Source organism: Geodermatophilus sp. CPCC 205506 (assembly GCF_051383635.1).
Lineage (GTDB): Bacteria > Actinomycetota > Actinomycetes > Mycobacteriales > Geodermatophilaceae > Geodermatophilus.
In genome coordinates this window covers 25,675-44,152 of sequence record NZ_JALPKP010000036.1, presented here as the reverse complement: position 1 = coordinate 44,152, position 18,478 = coordinate 25,675, and the positions used below count along the sequence as shown (strand labels likewise).

15 protein-coding genes are annotated in these 18,478 nt (G+C 75.2%); 5 read left to right on the top strand and 10 right to left on the bottom strand.

Features of this window, described 5'->3' with window-relative positions; translation table 11 throughout:
* Positions 1-8: 8 nt before the first annotated feature.
* A complete protein-coding gene (locus MY520_RS19405) occupies positions 9-284 on the top strand; it encodes a hypothetical protein (RefSeq protein ID WP_436694207.1) in 276 nt (91 codons plus the stop codon).
* Positions 285-318: 34 nt separating this feature from the next.
* Here MY520_RS19405 and MY520_RS19400 read toward each other — a convergent pair whose 3' ends face one another.
* The 8 genes from MY520_RS19400 to MY520_RS19365 all read right to left on the bottom strand — a co-directional run bounded on the left by MY520_RS19400 (position 319) and on the right by MY520_RS19365 (position 10,337).
* A complete protein-coding gene (locus MY520_RS19400; RefSeq protein WP_436694206.1) occupies positions 319-1,785 on the bottom strand; it encodes a rhamnulokinase in 1,467 nt (488 codons plus the stop codon).
* A gap of 11 nt (positions 1,786-1,796) precedes the next feature.
* Positions 1,797-3,833 (bottom strand): bifunctional aldolase/short-chain dehydrogenase, encoded by a 2,037-nt coding sequence (locus MY520_RS19395; protein WP_436694205.1) that lies wholly within the window; start codon positions 3,831-3,833, stop codon positions 1,797-1,799.
* A gap of 100 nt (positions 3,834-3,933) precedes the next feature.
* Positions 3,934-5,100 (bottom strand): L-rhamnose isomerase, encoded by a 1,167-nt coding sequence (gene rhaI, locus MY520_RS19390; protein WP_436694204.1) that lies wholly within the window; start codon positions 5,098-5,100, stop codon positions 3,934-3,936.
* Entirely contained in the window at positions 5,097-5,465 is a 369-nt protein-coding gene (locus MY520_RS19385; RefSeq protein WP_436694203.1) for an L-rhamnose mutarotase, read from the bottom strand. The genes rhaI and MY520_RS19385 overlap by 4 nt, the downstream gene beginning before the upstream one ends.
* 74 nt (positions 5,466-5,539) lie before the next feature.
* The gene (gene rhaS, locus MY520_RS19380) at positions 5,540-6,625 is read right to left on the bottom strand and encodes a rhamnose ABC transporter substrate-binding protein (RefSeq protein ID WP_436694202.1); all 1,086 of its coding nucleotides are present in this window, start codon (positions 6,623-6,625) and stop codon (positions 5,540-5,542) included.
* Between the two features lie 88 nt (positions 6,626-6,713).
* Positions 6,714-7,748 carry an ABC transporter permease gene (locus MY520_RS19375; protein ID WP_436694201.1) on the bottom strand — a complete coding sequence of 345 codons (1,035 nt, stop codon included), beginning with the start codon at positions 7,746-7,748 and terminating at the stop codon, positions 6,714-6,716.
* Positions 7,738-8,802, bottom strand: coding sequence for an ABC transporter permease (locus MY520_RS19370; protein ID WP_436694200.1), 1,065 nt, complete (start codon positions 8,800-8,802; stop codon positions 7,738-7,740). Before MY520_RS19370 ends, MY520_RS19375 begins: the two co-directional genes overlap by 11 nt.
* Positions 8,799-10,337 carry a sugar ABC transporter ATP-binding protein gene (locus MY520_RS19365; RefSeq protein WP_436694199.1) on the bottom strand — a complete coding sequence of 513 codons (1,539 nt, stop codon included), beginning with the start codon at positions 10,335-10,337 and terminating at the stop codon, positions 8,799-8,801. The genes MY520_RS19370 and MY520_RS19365 overlap by 4 nt, the downstream gene beginning before the upstream one ends.
* A gap of 183 nt (positions 10,338-10,520) precedes the next feature.
* Between MY520_RS19365 and MY520_RS19360 the strand changes: the two genes are divergently transcribed.
* Genes MY520_RS19360 through MY520_RS19345 form a run of 4 tightly spaced genes read left to right on the top strand, consistent with a single transcriptional unit; the run spans position 10,521 to position 14,469 of the window.
* A complete protein-coding gene (locus MY520_RS19360) occupies positions 10,521-11,549 on the top strand; it encodes a LacI family DNA-binding transcriptional regulator (protein ID WP_436694198.1) in 1,029 nt (342 codons plus the stop codon).
* A 9-nt stretch (positions 11,550-11,558) separates the two neighbouring features.
* The gene (locus MY520_RS19355; protein ID WP_436694197.1) at positions 11,559-12,383 is read left to right on the top strand and encodes a (Fe-S)-binding protein; all 825 of its coding nucleotides are present in this window, start codon (positions 11,559-11,561) and stop codon (positions 12,381-12,383) included.
* The gene (locus MY520_RS19350; RefSeq protein WP_436694196.1) at positions 12,380-13,849 is read left to right on the top strand and encodes a LutB/LldF family L-lactate oxidation iron-sulfur protein; all 1,470 of its coding nucleotides are present in this window, start codon (positions 12,380-12,382) and stop codon (positions 13,847-13,849) included. The genes MY520_RS19355 and MY520_RS19350 overlap by 4 nt, the downstream gene beginning before the upstream one ends.
* The gene (locus MY520_RS19345) at positions 13,846-14,469 is read left to right on the top strand and encodes a LutC/YkgG family protein (protein ID WP_436694195.1); all 624 of its coding nucleotides are present in this window, start codon (positions 13,846-13,848) and stop codon (positions 14,467-14,469) included. The genes MY520_RS19350 and MY520_RS19345 overlap by 4 nt, the downstream gene beginning before the upstream one ends.
* Here MY520_RS19345 and MY520_RS19340 read toward each other — a convergent pair.
* Both MY520_RS19340 and MY520_RS19335 read right to left on the bottom strand, forming a co-directional pair.
* Positions 14,459-15,700, bottom strand: a complete 1,242-nt coding sequence (locus MY520_RS19340; protein WP_436694194.1) for a benzoate/H(+) symporter BenE family transporter — start codon at positions 15,698-15,700, stop codon at positions 14,459-14,461. The two genes, MY520_RS19345 and MY520_RS19340, sit on opposite strands and share 11 nt — an antisense overlap.
* The gene (locus tag MY520_RS19335) at positions 15,697-18,429 is read right to left on the bottom strand and encodes a LuxR C-terminal-related transcriptional regulator (RefSeq protein WP_436694193.1); all 2,733 of its coding nucleotides are present in this window, start codon (positions 18,427-18,429) and stop codon (positions 15,697-15,699) included. The genes MY520_RS19340 and MY520_RS19335 overlap by 4 nt, the downstream gene beginning before the upstream one ends.
* Positions 18,430-18,478: the final 49 nt, after the last annotated feature.

Genomic DNA, 18,478 nt, shown 5'->3' with positions numbered 1-18,478 from the left:
ATGAGCCCATGACGACCCCCCGCCCCGATCGGGAGACCCTCCGGGCACTGGCCGACGAGGGCAACGAGAAGGCCCTGGACCGGCTGGCCGACCTCGCCGACGAGCGCGGGGACCTCGCCGAGTTGAGCGAGCTGCTGGACGAGGGCTGCCTGCGCGCGGGACACCTGCTGACCCGGCGCGCGGTCGCCGCCGGCGACCTGCTGGAGCTGCAGCGCCTGTCCGACGCCGGGTGCGACGAGGCCGGGACCGAGCTCGACCGGCTGCTGGACGGGCCCGGCCGGTGAGCCGGTCCGGGGCCCGCTGGGCGCCGTACCGGTGTCACGTGGGCAGGCGCGCCTCCGCGGCGTCCCAGGCGGCCGGGGAGCCGGACGGCGTGAACGTCGCGACCTCCTGGGTGGCCCGCAGCAGCGCCCGCAGCTCGGGCAGCCCGCCGTCCAGCGTCCCGGCGGCGCGGGCCTGCACCAGCGCGTTGCCCAGCGCCGCGGCCTCCACCGGGCCGGCCAGCACCGGCACGCGGCAGGCGTCAGCGGTGAGCTGGCACAGCAGGGCGTTCCGCGCTCCCCCGCCGACCAGGTGCACGACCTCGACGTCGCGGCCGGAGAGCTCCGCGGCCCGCCGGACGGCGCGCCGGTAGGCCAGGGCCAGGCTGTCGAGGATGCAGCGCACCGTCTCGGCCTGGCTCTGCGGCGGCGTCTGCCCGGTCTCGGCGCAGACGGCGGCGATGCGGGCCGGCATGTCGCCGGGCGGGAGGAAGCGCGGGTCGTCGGGGTCGACGACGGCGGTGAAGGCGGGGACGCGGGCTGCGGCGGCGAGCAGCTCGGGCAGGTCGGCGGGCAGCCCGTGCGCGGTCCAGGTCCGCTGCGACTCCTGCAGCAGCCACAGGCCCATGACGTTGCGCAGGTACCGCACCGTGCCGTCGACGCCGAGCTCGTTGGTGAAGCCCGCGGCGCGGCTGGCCTCGGTGAGCACCGGCTCGTCCAGCTCCACGCCGACCAGCGACCAGGTGCCGCACGACACGTAGGCGAACCGGTCCGACGACGCCGGGACGCCGACGACGGCCGACGCGGTGTCGTGCGACCCCACCGCGGTCACCGGCACCGGCCCGGTCAGCCCGGTCTCGGCGAGGACCTCGTCGGTCAGCTCGCCCAGCCGGTCGCCCGGCCGGCGCAGCGGCGGGAACAGCCCGCGGTCGAGCCCGAGCCGGTCGATGAGCTCGTCGGCCCACTCCCCCGTGGTGGCGTCGAGCAGGCCGGTGGTGGAGGCGTTGGTGAGCTCCGCCCCGACGGCGCCGGTGAGCCAGTGCGCGAGCAGGTCGGGCACCAGCAGCGCCGTCCGCGCCGCCGCCAGCTGGGCGGTGCCGCGGCGGGCCGCCAGCTGGAAGACGGTGTTGAACGGCAGGTGCTGCAGCCCGCTGACCCGGTAGAGCTCCTCGGGCGGGACGACGGCGTGCACGGCGGGTACCGCGGTCGCGTGCCGGGCGTCCCGGTAGTGGACCGGGTTGCCCAGCAGCGCGCCGTCGGCGTCCAGCAGGCCGTGGTCGACCGCCCAGCTGTCGATGCCCACCCCGTCGACCCGCCCCGCCTCACGGCCGGCGGCCCGCAGCCCGTCGAGCACGCCGCCGTAGAGGCCGAGCACGTCCCAGTGCAGCGTGCCGCCGGTGCGCACCGGCCGGTTCGGGAAGCGGTGCACCTCGGTGAGGTCGAGCCGGTCGGCGCCGACCCGCGCGACCATCACCCGGCCGCTCGAGGCCCCCAGGTCCACCGCCGCGAGGGCAGAGATGGCCATTTCCGCCCTGCTCAGCGCAGGAAGGCGGCGGCGACGCCGGAGTCGACGGGCACGTGCAGCCCCGTCGTCCGCGTCAGGTCGCCGCCGGTGAGCGCGAAGACGGCGTCGGCGACGTGGTCGGGCAGCACCTCGCGCTTGAGCAGGGTCCGCTGCGCGTAGAACTCACCCAGCTTGTCCTCCTCGACCCCGTACACGGCGGCCCGCGACGCGCCCCAGCCGCCGGCGAAGATCCCCGACCCGCGGACCACGCCGTCCGGGTTGATCCCGTTGACCCGGATCTGGTGCGGGCCGAGCTCGGCGGCCAGCAGCCGCACCTGGTGCGCCTGGTCGGCCTTGGTCGCGCCGTAGGCGATGTTGTTCGGGCCGGCGAACAGCGAGTTCTTGCTGCTGATGTAGACGACGTCGCCGCCCAGCCCCTGCTCGATCATGATCCGGGCGGCCTCGCGGGAGACGAGGAAGCTGCCCTTGGCCATGACGTCGTGCTGCAGGTCCCAGTCGGCCTCGGTGGTCTCCAGCAGCGGCTTGGAGATCGACAGGCCGGCGTTGTTCACGACCAGGTCCACCCCGCCGAAGGCCAGCACGGCCGCGCGGAAGGCGGCGGCGACGGCCTCGGCGTCGGACACGTCAGCGGCCACGCCCAGCGCGACGTCGGCGTTGCCGATCTCGGCCGCGGCGGCCTCGGCCTTGGCCAGGTCCAGGTCGGCGACGACGACGCAGGCACCCTCGGCGGCCAGCCGGTGCGCGATCGCCTTGCCGATGCCCGACGCCGCGCCGGTGACCAGCGCGACCCGGGTGGCCAGCGGCTTGGGCTTCGGCATCCGGGCCAGCTTGGCCTCCTCCAGCGCCCAGTACTCGATGCGGAACTTCTCGCTCTCGTCGATCGGGGCGTAGCTGGAGACGGCCTCGGCGCCGCGCATCACGTTGATGGCGTTGACGTAGAACTCGCCGGCCACGCGGGCGGTCTGCTTGTTGGAGCCGAAGCTGAACATGCCGACGCCGGGCACCAGCACGATCGCCGGGTCGGCGCCGCGCATCGCCGGGGAGTCCGGGGTGGCGTGCCGGGCGTAGTAGGCGGCGTACTCCTCGCGGTACTCGGCGTGCAGCTCCGTCAACCGCGCGACGACGTCCTCCACCGGGGCGGTGGCCGGCAGGTCGACCACCAGGGGCCGGACCTTGGTGCGCAGGAAGTGGTCCGGGCAGGAGGTGCCCAGGGCGGCGAGCGGGGCCAGCTTCTCCCGGGACAGGAACTCCAGGACGACGTCGGCGTCGGTGAAGTGCCCGACCTGCGGCTTGTCGGTCGACGCCAGGCCGCGGACGACGGGGGCGAGCGCGGCCGCGCGGACCCGCCGCTCGGCGTCGGGCAGCGGCTCGAAGCCGGGGACGACGGCGCCGAACGGCTCGGCCACCCCGCGCTCGGCGAGGAACCGCTCCGCCGTCCGGATGATCTCCAGCGAGTTGGCCTCGCACTGCTCGCTGGTCTCGGCCCAGGCGGTGATCCCGTGCCCGCCGAGGACGCAGCCGATGGCCTGCGGGTTCTTCTCGGCGATCGCCGCGATGTCCAGGCCGAGCTGGAAGCCGGGCCGCCGCCACGGCACCCAGACCACGCGGTCGCCGAAGCACTCGCGGGTCAGCTCCTCGCCGTCGGGCGCGGTGGCCAGCGCGATGCCGGAGTCGGGGTGCAGGTGGTCGACGTGCGCGGCGCGGACCAGGCCGTGCATCGCGGTGTCGATCGACGGCGCCGCGCCGCCGCGGCCGTGCAGGCAGTAGTCGAAGGCGGCGACCATCTCGTCCTCGCGCTCGACGCCGGGGTAGACGTCGACCAGGGAGCGGAGCCGGTCCAGCCGCAGCACGGCCAGTCCGGGCTCGGTGAGGGTGCCGAGGTCGCCGCCCGACCCCTTGACCCACAGCAGCTCCACGGGCCGCCCGGTCACCGGGTCGGTCTCGGTGCCCTGGGCGGAGGTGTTGCCGCCGGCGTAGTTGGTGTTGCGCGGGTCGGCGCCGAGCCGGTTGCTGCGCCCGATCAGCTCGCTGACCACGGTGTTCGTCACGGGGGTGGTTCCTTCCGGAGTTCTCGGACGGACTTTCGGCGCGGAAAGTCCGGGAGGGATGGGCAGGAATGGCCACTTCTGCCCCTGGAGCAGGAGGGGGTCACGCGCCCCAGCCGGCCTGGCGGCCGCCGACGCGCTCGCCGGCGATGCGCTCCTGGTTGCCGGAGCGGGCGTAGGCGCCGTACGGGTCGGCGTCCAGACCCCGGCTCTCGCGCAGCTCGGCCAGCAGCGGCCGGACGTCGGTGCTGAAGGCGTCGGTCAGCGCGCCGTGCGCGGCGAGCACGTCACCGGAGGTCTGGGCCGCGTGCAGGGCGTCGCGGTCGACCAGCAGCGCCTTCGCCGTCGCCTCCTGGACGTTCATCACCGAGCGGATCTGGCCGGGGATCTTCGGCTCGATGTTGTGGCACTGGTCGAGCATGAAGTTGACCCCGGCACCGGTGAGGGCGCCGGCCTCGACGATCTCGTTCATGATCCGGAACAGCTGGAACGGGTCGGCCGAGCCCACGATGAGGTCGTCGTCGCCGTAGTAGCGCGAGTTGAAGTCGAAGGCGCCCAGCCGGCCGACCCGCAGCAGCTGCATGACGATGAACTCGATGTTGGTCCCCGGCGCGTGGTGACCGGTGTCGAGCACGACCTGCGCCTGCTCGCCGAGCGCCAGGCAGTGCACCAGCGAGGTGCCCCAGTCGGGGATGTCCATCGCGTAGAAGTACGGCTCGTAGAACTTGTACTCGATGAGCAGCCGGTGGCCCGGGTCGAGCAGCGCGTAGACCTGCTGCAGCGAGTCGGCGAGCCGGTCCTGCCGGGCCCGCAGGTCGTCCTGGCCGGCGTAGTTGGTGCCGTCGGGCAGCCACAGCTTGAGGTCGGTCGAGCCGGTGGCGCGCATGACGTCGACGCACTCGGCGTGGTGGGCGATCGCCCGGTCGCGGACGGCCTTGTCGGCAGAGGTCAGCGAGCCGAGCCGGTACTCGTCGTCCTGGAAGAGGTTGGAGTTGATCGCCCCGATCTGCACCCCCAGGTCGGCGGCGTGCGCGGCCAGCTTGGCGTAGTCGTCGACCCGGTCCCACGGGATGTGCAGGGAGACGCGCGGCGCGACGCCGGTGTTCCGGTGCACCTGGGCGGCGTCCTCGAGCTTCTCGAACGGGTCGCGGGCCACCCCCGGCTGGCCGAACACCTTGAACCGGGTGCCGGAGTTGCCGAACGCCCAGGAGGGCAGCTCGATGGTCTGGTCGGCCAGCGCGGCGAGCGCGCGGGCGCGGAGGTCGGTCACTGGGGGTCTCCGTTCTGCGTGGTGGTCTCGCCGGCCGCCGTCAGCTGGGCGTCGAGGTCGAAGACCAGGTCGAGCTCGTGCTTCCCGCGCCCGGGCAGGTCGCCGGGGACGTCGAAGAAGGGGGCCATCTCGGCCTCCCAGCGGGCGCTCACCTCGGTGGCGTCCATCGCGGCCTGCGCGGCGGCGAGGTCGTCGGTCACCAGGGTGCCGACGAGCAGGCCGTCCGCGCGCAGGAAGAGCTGGTAGTCGTGCCAGCCGGCGTCGCGCAGCGCGCGGAGCATCTCCGGCCAGACGGCGGCGTGGCGCTGCCGGTACTCCGCCAGCCGGTCGGGCCGGACGTGGAGGGTGAAGCAGACGCGGGGCACGGGGGTCCTCTCCGGGGGTGCGGTGTCCCGCTGCCGCCGGCCGGTCCACGGCCGGCGGCAGCGGGACGACGACGTCAGAAGTCGAAGTCGTCGATGTTGTCGGCGTTGAAGACGGTGGGCTCGCCGAGGACGACGACGCCGTCGGCCTCGATCGTGAACTCGCCCAGGTCGCCGGCCTCGAAGGTCTCGCCCTCCTCACCGGTGATCTGGCCGGCCGCGAGCGCCGCACCGGCGTACGCGGCGAGGTAGCCGAGCTCCTCCGGGTTCCACAGCGCGAAAGCCGTGACGGTCCCGTTCTGGACGTACTCGCGCATCTGGTTGGGCGTGCCCAGACCGGTCAGCGCGACCTGGCCCTTGAACTCCGAGCCGGACAGGTAGCGCGCCGCGGCGGCGATGCCGACGGTGGTCGGCGAGATGATGCCCGCCAGGTCCGGGTAGGTCTGGAGCAGACCCTGGGTCTCCTGGAAGGACTTCTCGTCCTCGTCGTCGCCGTACACCGTCGCCACGAACTCGAGGTCCGGGTGCTCCGCGGCGGCGTAGGACTGCATCTCCTCGATCCAGGTGTTCTGGTTCGTCGCGTTCGCCGTCGCGGACAGGATCGCCACCTGCCCGGCCCCGCCGATCTGCTCGGCGATCAGGTCGACCTGCGCCTTGGCGATGCCCTCGGTGGTGGCCTGGTTGACGAACAGGTCGCGGCACGCGGGGTCGGTGTCGGAGTCGAAGGTGACGACGCTGGCCCCGGCCGAGCGCGCCTGGTCCAGCGCGCTGCAGATGGCGTTGGGGTCGTTGGCCGAGGTCAGGATGACGTCGGTGCCCTGCTGGCTCAGCGTGTTGATGTAGCTCACCTGCGAGGAGGCGCTGGCCTCCGACGGGCCGGTCTCGGTGTACTCCCCGCTGAACTCGCCGGTGGCCGCCTCGGCCCCCGCCGATGCGACGGAGAAGTAGGGGTTGTTCACCTGCTTGGGGAGGAAGCCCACCGCCAGGTCGGCGGGGATCTCGGCGTCCGGGTCGGCGCTGGCGCCGGCGGCGGCACCGCCGGCGCTCTCCTCCTCGTCGCCGCGTGTGGTGCCGCCGCAGGCCGCGGTCGTGAGCACCAGGGCCGCCACCGCGAGCCCGGTCAGGCCGCCGCGCAGTGGGCGGCGGGACAGGAAGCTGGTCATTGGTTCCCTCTCTGGTCTGCCGGCGCCGAGACGGCCGGGGTGGGGCGTCGGGTGCGCGTCCGTCCCTGGACGCGCGCGGGTGGTGCGCTCAGGGGGTGCGCGGGCGCGCTCGGGTCCGGCGCCGGACCCAGGCGGTCACCTGCGGGGCGACGACGGCGACGATCAGCAGGCCGCCGGTCACGATGTTGAGGACGTCGGCCGGCACGTTGCCCAGCTGGAGGGCGTTGCGGACCGAGGCCAGCAGCAGGGCCCCGGCGAGGACGCCGAGCAGCCCGCCGCGGCCGCCGAAGATGGACACGCCGCCGAGCAGGATCGCCGCGATGACCTGCAGCTCCAGGCCCTGGGCGTTGTCGCCGCGGGCGCTGCCGTAGCGCAGCGTCCAGTAGATGCCGGCCAGCGCGCTGACCACGCCGGTGACGACGAACAGCCAGAACTTGGTGCGGGCGACGTCGATGCCGCTGAAGCGGGCGGCGTCCTCGCTGTTGCCCATCGCGTAGAGCGAGCGGCCGACGGGGGTGGCGTGCAGCACCACACCGGTGACCAGCACGAGGACCAGCAGGGGGACGACGACCACCGGGATGCCGGTGTCCCCGATCCCGCTGATCGCCCAGGTGGTCCACGACCGTGGGAAGTCCGCGACCGCCCGGTCACCGAGCACGACGAAGGCCAGCCCGCGGTAGAGGGCGAGGGTGCCGATGGTGACCGCGAGCGACGGCAGCCCCAGCCGCGTCACCAGGAACCCGTTGACGGCGCCGAGCACCGCGCCGAGCACCAGGCACAGCGGGATGATCAGTTCCAGCGGGAGGCCGGAGAACCACAGCTGGCCCATGACGGCGCTCGACAGGCCCACCGTGCTCGCCACCGAGAGGTCGATCTCGCCGGTGACGATCACCAGCGTCAGCGGCAGCGCGATCAGGACGATCACGACCACGTCGAGCAGCAGGAAGCCGGTGTTGCGCGCCGAGGCGAACCCCTCGACCGCGAAGGCCGCGACGAGCAGGAACAGCACCAGCACCAGGGTGATGACCCCGTCGCCGGTCCCCAGCAGGCGCAGCCGGGAGGCCGGACCGGTGCGGCGGGCCGGTGAGCCGGCCGGAGCGGTGGGGGCGGTGTCAACTGCCACGGAGGTTCCTCCCTCGGAGGCGGCGGGCGAGGCGCAGGGACAGCGACCGGTCCAGCACGATCGCGGCGAGGATCAGCGCGCCGACGGCCGCCTCGCGCCAGAACGGGTTGAGGCCGAGCTGGGGCAGCGCGGCGCCGATGGTGGTGAGGAGCAGGGCGCCCAGGGCCGCGCCGTAGACCGACCCGCTGCCGCCGAAGATGGCCACGCCGCCGACCACGGCGGCCGCGACGACGAACAGCTCCTGGCCGGTGCCGGCGGTGGCGTCCAGCGTCTGGAACCGGGCGGCGTAGAGGACGCCGGCCAGCCCGGCCAGCGCGCCGCTGACCACGAAGGCGGCGAAGACCCGCCGGCCGACCGGGATCCCGGACAGCCGGGCCGCCTCGGGGTCGGACCCGATGCCGTAGAGCTCCCGGCCGCTGCGGTAGTTGCGCAGGTGGAAGCCGACCAGGAGGACGACGACCAGGGCGACGAGGAAGAGGACCGGGATGCCCAGCAGCCGGGCGCCCGCGATCGCCTTGAAGCCCGAGGGCAGGTCGGAGGCGTTGATCTGCAGCCGGTCGCTCTCGCTCGCCCACAGCGAGGTCAGGCCGCGGATGGCGTACAGCGTGCCGAGCGTGACGACCAGGGACGGCACCTTCGCCACGGCGACGATGACCCCGTTCAGCACGCCGCACAGCGCGCCGACGGCGATCCCCACGAGGACGGCGATCACGACCGGCGTCCCGGGAGCGGTGGCCAGCAGGGTGCCGGTGGCGTACGCGGAGAGGCCCAGGGTCGAGCCGACCGACAGGTCGACGTTCCTGGTGATGATGACGACGGTCTGCCCCGCCGCGAGGACGGTGAGGATCGACGCCGAGATCAGCAGGTCCCGGACGTTCTGACCGGACAGGAACCGCGGGTTCGCGATCACCGTCACGACGACCAGCAGCACCAGCGCGGCGAGGATGCCCAGCTCGCGGACGACGACCAGCCGGTGCACGAGCGCGGCACCGCGGCGCCCGCTCCGCTCGGCGGCCGGGGCCTCCGGGGGCGGTGCCGTCTGCTGGGCGGTCACGGGGCGACCGCCGTCCGGCCGGACTGGCCGGTGGCCGCGAGCATGACGCTGTCCTCGTCGGCACGGGCGCGGGGGATGTCGTCGACGAGGCGGCCCTCGTGCATGACGAGGACGCGGTCGGCCATGCCGAGGACCTCCGGGAGTTCGCTGGACACCATGACGACGGCCAGGCCGTCGGCGGCGAGCTGGGACAGCAGCCGGTGGACCTCGGCCTTGGTGCCGACGTCGATGCCGCGGGTGGGCTCGTCGACGATCAGCACCCGCGGCTGGGTCGACAGCCACTTGGCCAGGACGACCTTCTGCTGGTTGCCGCCGGAGAGGGTGGAGACCGGGTCGGTGAGCCGGCCGGCCTTGACCTGCAGCTTCGTCGACCACTCGGCGGCCGTGTCGCGCTCGCGCCGGGCGGAGAGCCAGCCCAGCCGGGACAGCTGCCAGCGGCGGGTGAGGGTGGCGTTGCGCTCGACGGACAGCTCCATGACCAGCCCCTGCTGGCGGCGGTCCTCCGGGACCAGCGCGATGCCGGCGGCCATCGCCGCCGCGGGGTTGCCGGGGCGCAGCGCCTCCCCGTCGAGCTCGACCGACCCGGCGTCGTAGCGGTCGATGCCGAAGACGGCGCGCACGACCTCGCTGCGGCCGGCGCCGACCAGCCCGGCCAGCGCGACGATCTCGCCGGCGCGCACGTCGAAGGAGACGTCGCTGAAGACGCCCCGGCGGCTGAGGCCCCGGACCGAGAGGACGACCTCGCCCGCCTCGACGTCCAGCTTCGGGAAGAGCGAGGAGACCTCGCGGCCGACCATGCGGCGGACGACCTGGTCGACCGTGAGGTCGGCGGTGGCGTCGGTGGACACCCACTGGCCGTCCCGCATGACGGTGATCCGGTCGCAGAGGTCGAAGACCTCGTCGAAGCGGTGCGAGATGAAGAGGACGGCGGCCCCCGAGTCGCGCAGCGAGCGGGCCACGGTGAACAGCCGCTCCACCTCGACGCCGGACAGCGCCGCCGTCGGCTCGTCCATGACCAGCACCCGGGCGTCGAACGAGATCGCCTTGGCGATCTCGACCATCTGCTGGTCGGCGATCGACAGGCCGCGGGCCGGCCGCTCGGGGTCCAGGCGCACGCCCAGCCGCTCGAACAGGGCCCGGCAGCGGGCGGTGAGCTCCCGGCGGTCGATCCGCCGCCCGCCGGTGAGCGGCTGGCGGCCCATGAAGATGTTCTCCGCGACCGAGAGGTCGGGGAACAGCGTGGGCTCCTGGTAGATGACCGCGATGCCGGCGGCGCGGGCCGCGGCCGGGCCGTCCAGGGTGACCGGCGCGCCGTCGAGCATGACGCGGCCGGCGTCCGGGCCGTGCACCCCGGCGAGGATCTTGACCAGCGTGGACTTGCCGGCGCCGTTCTCCCCCACGAGGGCGTGCGCCTCGCCGGCCCGGAGCTCGAGCTGCGCACCGCGGAGCGCGGCCACCGCGCCGAACGACTTGCTGACGTCCTCGAGGGCGAGGACCACGGGACCTGCGGGCGCTGGTGCCGGGGCATGGTCCACGGTGACCGCCTCCTTCGCCTGAAACGATTCATGAGCTGCTGTGGCGTAGACCATAGGACCCACTCCGAGGAGTGTCAACGGCCGATCAGGTGCCGCGTGGCGACCCAGGATTTCGCGCTGCGAAGTATTTGACACGTTTCAGTGCGTGGACGAGGATCGAGGCCACCGACCCGAGGAGGAACCGTGACCGCGAGCATCCGCGACGTCGCACTGCGCGCCGGGGTCTCGGTCGGCACGGTCAGCAACGTGCTCAACCGCCCCGAGGTGGTCGCCGCGACGACCCGCGACCGGGTGCTGTCGGCGATCGCCGAGCTGGGCTTCGTCCGCAACGAGTCGGCCCGCCAGCTGCGCGCCGGCTCCAGCCGGACCGTGGGCCTCGTCGTCCTCGACATCGCCAACCCGTTCTTCACCGACGTCGCCCGCGGGGTGGAGGACGTCGTCAACGCCGCCGGGTTCGCGCTCATCCTCTGCAACTCCGACGACCGGCCGGAGAAGGAGACCGCGTACCTCGACGTCCTGGCCGAGCAGCGGGTCCAGGGCGTGCTGATCACCCCGACCGCCGAGCTGTCGCCGCACCTGGAGACCCTGCGCCGCCGCGGCGTGCCGATCGTGCTGCTCGACCGCCGCGCCCCCGGTCCCGACCAGTGCGCCGTCGCGAGTGACGACGTCCTCGGCGGCCGGCTCGCCGCCGAGCACCTGCTCGAGCGGGGACACCGGCGGATCGCCTTCATCGGGGGTGCCTCCGGGCTCCCCCAGGTGCAGGAGCGGCACGCCGGCGTCGAGGCCGCGGTCCACGAGACCTGCGGCACCGACGACGCCCTGACCGTCTTCTCCCCCGAGGTCCTCACCGTCGCCAGCGGCCGCGAGGCCGCCGAGCGGATCATCGGCATCCCCGCGGCGAAGCGGCCCACGGCCGCGGTGTGCGCCAACGACCTCATGGCCCTGGGGGTGCTCCAGGAGATGGTGCGGCACGGGGTGCGGGTCCCCGAGGACTTCGCCATCGTGGGGTACGACGACATCGACTTCGCCGCGGCGGCCGCCGTCCCCCTGACCTCGGTCCGCAAGCCGCGCCACGAACTGGGCCGCAAGGCCGCGGAGCTGCTGCTCGACGAGGCCCGGGGCGAGGGACACGTCCACGAGCAGCCGGTGTTCGAGCCGGTGCTGGTCGTCCGCGAGTCGAGCATGGCCCGCCGCCCCGGCGCCACGAGCTGAGAGGACAGCGTGAGAGTCGCACTCTTCGCCACCTGCCTGGTCGACACGGTCGTGCCCCAGGTCGCCCGCGCGACCGCGGTGCTGCTGGAGCGGCTGGGGCACGAGGTCGTCGTCCCGCCCGGGCAGGCCTGCTGCGGGCAGATGCACGTCAACACCGGCTACCGGCGCGAGGCGGTGCCGATCGTGGCCAACCACGTGCGCGCCTTCGCCGGGGCGGAGGCGGTGGTGGCGCCGTCCGGGTCCTGCGTGGCGTCGATCCACCACCAGCAGGCGATGGTCGCCCGCCGCGCCGGGGAGCCCGCCCTGGCCGACGAGGCCGAGGCCCTCGCCGCGCGGACGTACGAGCTGTCGCAGTTCCTGGTCGACGTCCTGGGCGTCACCGACGTCGGCGCCTACTACCCGCACCGGGTCACCTACCACCCGACCTGCCACTCGCTGCGCCTGCTGCGGGTCGGCGACCGGCCGCTGCGGCTGCTGCGCGCGGTCCGCGGGCTCGACCTGGTCGAGCTGCCGGGCGCGGAGTCCTGCTGCGGCTTCGGCGGCACCTTCGCGGTCAAGAACGCCGACACCTCGACGGCGATGCTCACCGACAAGATGGCCAACGTGCTGTCCACGCACGCCGAGGTGTGCACGGCCGGCGACGCCTCGTGCCTCATGCACATCGGCGGCGGGCTGTCCCGGCTGCGGTCGGGCACCCGGACGGTGCACCTGGCCGAGATCCTCGCCTCGACGGAGCAGTCCACCCACCCCACCACCCCGACGGACGCCGTGACCCCCCACCAGACCACGAAGCCCTCGGTCCCCGCGGAAACCGGCGCGGGGGGACGACGGTGACCGCCGTCCACCTCGGGATGCCGGGCCTGCCGACGGCGCCCCGAGGGGTGGGGCACCTGCGCGGCGACCGGTCGTTCCCCGACGCCGCCCGGGACGCGCTGCGGGACGGGCAGCTGCGGGCCAACCTCGGCCACGCGACGACGACGATCCGCGGCAAGCGCGCCGCGGTCGTCGGCGAGGTGCCCGACTGGGAGCAGCTGCGCCAGGCCGGGAAGGCGCTCAAGGCCGCCACCATGGCCCGCCTCGACGAGCACCTGATCGCCCTCGAGGAGCAGGTCACCGCCCGCGGCGGCACCGTGCACTGGGCCCGCGACGCCATCGAGGCCAACGAGATCGTCACCCGGCTGGTCCGGGCCACCGGCGCCGACGAGGTCGTCAAGGTCAAGTCGATGGCCACCCAGGAGATCGGGCTCAACGAGGCGCTCGAGGCGGCCGGCGTCACCGCGCACGAGACCGACCTGGCCGAGCTGATCGTCCAGCTGGGCGAGGACACGCCGTCGCACATCCTGGTTCCGGCGATCCACAAGAACCGGGCCGAGATCCGCGAGATCTTCCTGCGCACCATGCCCGGGGTCGACCCGGGGCTGACCGACGACCCGCGCCGGCTGGCCATGGCCGCCCGCGCGCACCTGCGGGAGCGGTTCCTGCGCGCCCGGGTGGCGGTCAGCGGGGCCAACTTCGCCGTCGCCGAGACCGGCACGCTCGCCGTCGTCGAGAGCGAGGGCAACGGCCGGATGTGCCTGACCCTGCCGCAGACGCTGATCACGGTCATGGGCATCGAGAAGGTCGTCCCCACCTGGCGCGACCTCGAGGTGTTCCTGCAGCTGCTGCCGCGCTCCTCCACCGGCGAGCGGATGAACCCCTACACCTCGCTGTGGGCGGGGGTCACCCCCGGCGACGGCCCGCAGGAGTTCCACCTCGTGCTGCTGGACAACGGGCGGACGGCGGTGCTCGCCGACGAGGTGGGCCGCGAGGCGCTGCACTGCATCCGCTGCTCGGCCTGCCTCAACGTCTGCCCGGTGTACGAGCGGACCGGCGGCCACGCCTACGGGTCGGTCTACCCCGGCCCGATCGGCGCCGTCCTCTCCCCGCAGCTCACCGGCGTGGAGGACAACGCCTCGCTCCCCTACGCCTCCACCCTGTGCGGCGCCTGCTACGACGTCTGCCCGGTCGCGATCGACATCCCCTCGATCCTCGTGCACCTGCGCGCCGAGCACGTCGAGGCGCAGGAGCGCACCACGCCGGAGGCGCTGGCCTTCCGAGCGCTGGCGAGGGCGATGTCGAACCCCCGGCTCTGGCGGCTGGCCCAGCGCGCCGCCGGCCTCGGCCGGTTCCTCGCCCGCGGCAGGCCCACCCTCCCGGCCGCCCTCCCGCCGCCGATCTCGGGGTGGACCCGCACCCGCGACCTGCCCACCCCACCCCGCGAGACGTTCACGCACTCCTGGGCCCGGGAGCACCGGCGATGACCGGCGCGCGCGACGAGGTGCTCGCCCGCATCCGCACCGCCCTCGGCCCGCAGCGGCCGGCGGTCGACGTCACCCGCGACTACCGCACCACCGACGACCGGCCGGCGGCGACGCTGCTCGACGTCCTCACCGACCGGCTGGAGGACTACCGGGCCACGGTCGTGCGGTGCGCGTCGTCCGAGGTGGCGGCCACCGTCGCCGGCGCACTGCGGACGGCGCTCGGCGGGCACGAGCCGGCCGACGTCGTCGTCGCGCCCGGGCTGCCCGCCGACTGGCGACCCGAGGGCGCGGTGGCCGACGACGGCCGGCCCGCCGTCGAGCTCGCCGCCTTCGCCGCCACGGTCACCGGCGTCGCCGTCGCGGTCGCGGAGACCGGCACCCTGGTCCTCGACGGCTCACCGCGCTCCGGCCGCCGGGCGCTGTCGCTGCTGCCCGACTGCCTGGTCTGCGTCGTCGAGACCGGCCAGGTCGTCGGCGGCGTCCCGGAGGGCCTGGCCCGGCTGGACTCCACCGCCCCGCTCACCATGGTCAGCGGCCCCTCGGCGACCAGCGACATCGAGCTGCAGCGCGTCGAGGGCGTGCACGGGCCCCGCACGCTGGTCGTCGTCCTCACCGGCTGACCGCGAGGTCCCCCCGCTCGAGCACCGCGGAGACGGCGAGCCCGGCCAGCAGGCCCCAGAAGGGCGCGCCGATGGACAGGACCGACACGTCGGCGACCGTCACCACGAAGGTGACCAGAGCGCCCAGGGTGAACCGGGTGCTGAACGCGGCGACGAAGGAGGCCTGCAGGACGCGCAGCATGGCCAGCCCCGCGAGGGCGGCGACGAAGGCCGGCGGCGTGGCGAGCATGGCGCCGGTGAACAGCGGGGAGCACAGGCCGAAGACGACCGCGAGCAGTCCGCAGACGATGCCGGCCGTGTACTGCCGGCTGCGCTCGCCGGACGCCGAGAGCAGCGCGTTGGTCGGCCCGGTGAGGCAGGTGGACACCGTCCCGACCGTGGCGGCCAGCAGCGACCACGCGCCGCAGGCCACCGTGACGGCGTTGGTCGGCGGGGCGTGACCCGCCGCGCGCAGCACCGCCACGCCCTGGCCGTTCTGCACCACCAGCACGGTGATGGCCAGCGGGACGACGAGCTCCACCAGGGCCTGCGGTGACCACTGCGGCGCGGTGAGCACCGGCGAGGCGAACCAGTTCCCGCCCGCCGCCGTGGGCGCGAAGCGCCCGGACAGCGCCACCGCTCCCGCGCCGACGACCAGCGCCCCGATCAGCGGGGGCACCCGCCGCCCCAGCCCGGGCAGGGCGCTCAGCACGACGAACGTGATCACCATGGGGGCGGCGATCGCGACGTCGTCGCGCAGCGCGTGCACCAGGTCCACCCCGAAGCGCAGGAAGACCCCGGCGACCATGGCCATGACGATCGGCATCGGGACGACCGCCATCGCCCGGCGCACCCAGCCGGTCAGCCCGAGCGCCAGCACCAGCAGGCCGGTGGCCACGAAGGCACCGACCACCTCCGGCCACGCCAGGTGGGTCAGCGCCGGCCCGACGAGGACGGTGCCCGGGATCGTCCAGAAGAAGGCCAGCGGCTGCCGGTAGAGCCAGCAGGCGAGGACGGTGAGGACGCCGTTGAGGAAGAAGGCCCCGAAGATCCACGAGGCGAGCTGCTCCTCGGACAGGCCGCCCTCGGTGCCCACCGCCAGGATCACCGCGACCGGGCCGGTGGCCGCGAAGACCAGCCCGATGAGGCCGTTGGCCGCGTAGAGCGGGCCGGCGTCGCGCAGCACCCGGCGCGGGCCGGGCAGCGGCCGGTCGGGGCGCTCGAGAAGGGGCTCGGCGGTCGGCGCGCTCACGGCGCCAGGGGGCCGCGCGAGGCGCGCGCCGCCAGCTCCGACCGGGACCGGACCCCGACCTTGGCGTAGACGCGGGTCAGGTGGAACTGGACGGTCTTGACCGACAGCATCATCGCCGCGGCCACCTCCTTGTTGGTCATCCCCGTCGCCACCAGGTCGGCGACGGTGCGCTCCTGCTCGGTCAGGGTGTCGGGGCCGGCGTCGGCCGTGCGGAGCGCCGGCCGGCCGGTCTTGAGCTCCCGGTCGCAGCGCTCGACGGCGACCCGGGCGTCGAGCGCGGCGAAGAGCTGCCGGGCCGCGGTGAGCAGCTCCGCGGCGTCCCGCCGGCGTCCGGCCCGGCGCAGGGTCAGCCCGTGGACGAGGTCGACCCGGGCCTTGTCGTACGGCAGGGGCAGCGGGGCGAGCCGGGTGCGGGCGGCCTCGAACGCCCGCTCGGCCCCGCCGACGTCGCCGCGGGCGGCCATCAGCCGGCCCCGGACCACGCCCAGCCGGGCGCCCACGGAGCGGTGCCCGCGCCGGTCGGCCGTGGCCTCCAGCGGCGCGAGGAACGCGTCCGCCTCGGCCAGCCGGTCGGTCAGCACGAGCGCCTCGGCGTACAGGCCGTGCCAGGGCCAGAAGCCCGGCTCGTCGAGCCCGCCGCGCGGGGTGCGGGCGGCCAGCGGCGCGAGGTGGCGGACGACGGCGGGGAAGTCCGACGCCGCCTCGGCGACGGCGGCTCGCGCCAGCAGCGTGGGCACGGTCATGACCGCGTAGTCGTGCTCGGCCGCCGCGCCGAGGCGGAGGTGCCGGTCGGCGGCGTCCGGCTCGCCGCGCAGGGCGTGCACCTGGGCCCCGGTCCAGTGCACCAGCGGCCGCAGCAGGTCCAGCCCGGTGGCGTTGAGCAGCACCTCCCCCTGGGCGACGGCGTCCAGCGCCCCCGGCCAGTCGCCCAGCGCGAGCCGGGTCCGGGCCAGCCACACCAGCGCCCACAGCGACACCCGATTGGACCCGGTCTGCCGCGAGGAGGGGACGGCGAACTCGAGCTCGCGCCGCGCGCCCTCGGGGTCGTCCCGGGCCAGGAGCAGCCAGCCCAGCCCCATCCGCGCGCGCTGCAGCTGCGGCCCCGGCGGGCTCTCCGCGACCGCCTGCCGGTAGGCCGTCAGCGCCCGGTCGACCTCGCCCCGGGCGGCGTGGCCGAGCCCCACGACGGCGCGGGCCTCCACCGCGACCGGGGAGCCCGGCGCGGCGTGCTCGACCGCCCGGCCGGCCCACCGGACCAGCTCGTCGCCGTCCCAGTCGGCCAGCGCGTGCAGCACCCGGCGCTGGCAGACGACGGCGGCGGCGTCCCGGTCGGTGCCCCGGTGCCGCCACGCGGTGTCCAGGTGGGCCAGCGCCTGCCCGCGGCGGCCGCGCTGCAGCGCGACGTAGGCCAGGACGGCGTCCCGGCGCGGGCCGGCGGGCAGCGCCTCCAGGTCGGGCAGCGCCTCGACGGCCTGCCCGAGCAGGCCTGCGCCGGCCAGGGCGTCGACGGCCTGGATCAGCCGGTCCTCCCGCTCGGCCCGGCTGGGGCTGATCCGGCCGGCGTCGATGAGCGCGCCAGCGACCACGGCCCACGCCCCCTCGTCGGCCTTGCGGCGGGCCAGCTCCACCAGCTGGGCGGCCAGGCCGGCGTCGGGGAGCGGAGCCGCCTCGACGCGGTGGCGGAGCTGCTCGGTCTCGTCGTCGACGATGCCGGCCGCGCGCAGGTGCAGGTCGTGCCGCCGCATCGGCGGCAGGCCGCCGTGCACCGCGCCGCGGACGAAGCGCTCCGGGAAGGCGACGACGTCCAGGCCGTGCCCGCCGGCGGGCGCGAGCAGCCCCGCACTGCACGCCTCGTCGAGCGCCGCGATCGGGTCGGTGAGGCCGGCCAGCGCCGCGGCGTCGGCCAGCACGGGCGACGGCCCGAGCACGGCGGCGGCCTCCACCAGGGCCCGGGCCGCGGGCGAGCAGCCCTCCAGCGCCTGCCGCACCCGGCGCTGGACGGTGCTCGGCGCGGGCAGCCGGGTCTGCCAGTCGGTCCAGCGCGCCGGAGGCGTGCCGCGCAGGACCTCCAGCAGGTGCCGCGGGATCCCGGCGGTGTGCTCGCTGAGCCGCCGGGCGACCGGCAGCGGCAGGTCGACGGCGACCACACGCGCGGCCAGCAGCCGGGTCTCCTCCGGCCCCAGCGGGGGCACCCGCACCCGCACGGCCTCGAGCCGGTCGAGCACATCGAGGGCGGCGTGGTCGCCCGGAGCCGCCCAGCCCACGGTCCGGGCGAGCAGCAGCAGGACGGCGGCGTCGCGGGTGCGGGCCACTGCGGACCCGACCGCCTGCAGCGAGACCGCGTCCGCGCAGTGCGCGTCGTCCACGGCCACCAGCAGCGGCTCGTCGGCGGCCGCCGCCGCCCACCGGGCCGCCAGCTCGGTCCCGAGGTCGGCCGGGTCGGCCGCGTCCTGCGGCACCGGGGCGCCGCCGGGCAGGTCGTCGAGCAGCCGCCGGACCAGCGCACCCGGCCGGCGGCTCTCCCACGGCAGCCCGGCCACCGTGCTCTCCCGCAGGCCGGGGTGGCGACCGCGGAACCGGCGCAGCAGGGTCGTCTTGCCGATGCCGGCCGGGCCCTCGACGACGGCCACGACCGGTGTGCCGGTCCGGGCCGTGGCCAGCAGCGCGTCGAGCTGCCCGGCCTCGGCGGCCGGACCGACGACGTGGACGTCGTCCTCGCCCGGGCGCACGTCCCCACCGTAGGGCGGGTCGGCGGGGAGGGCCTCCGCCGCGGTCGGC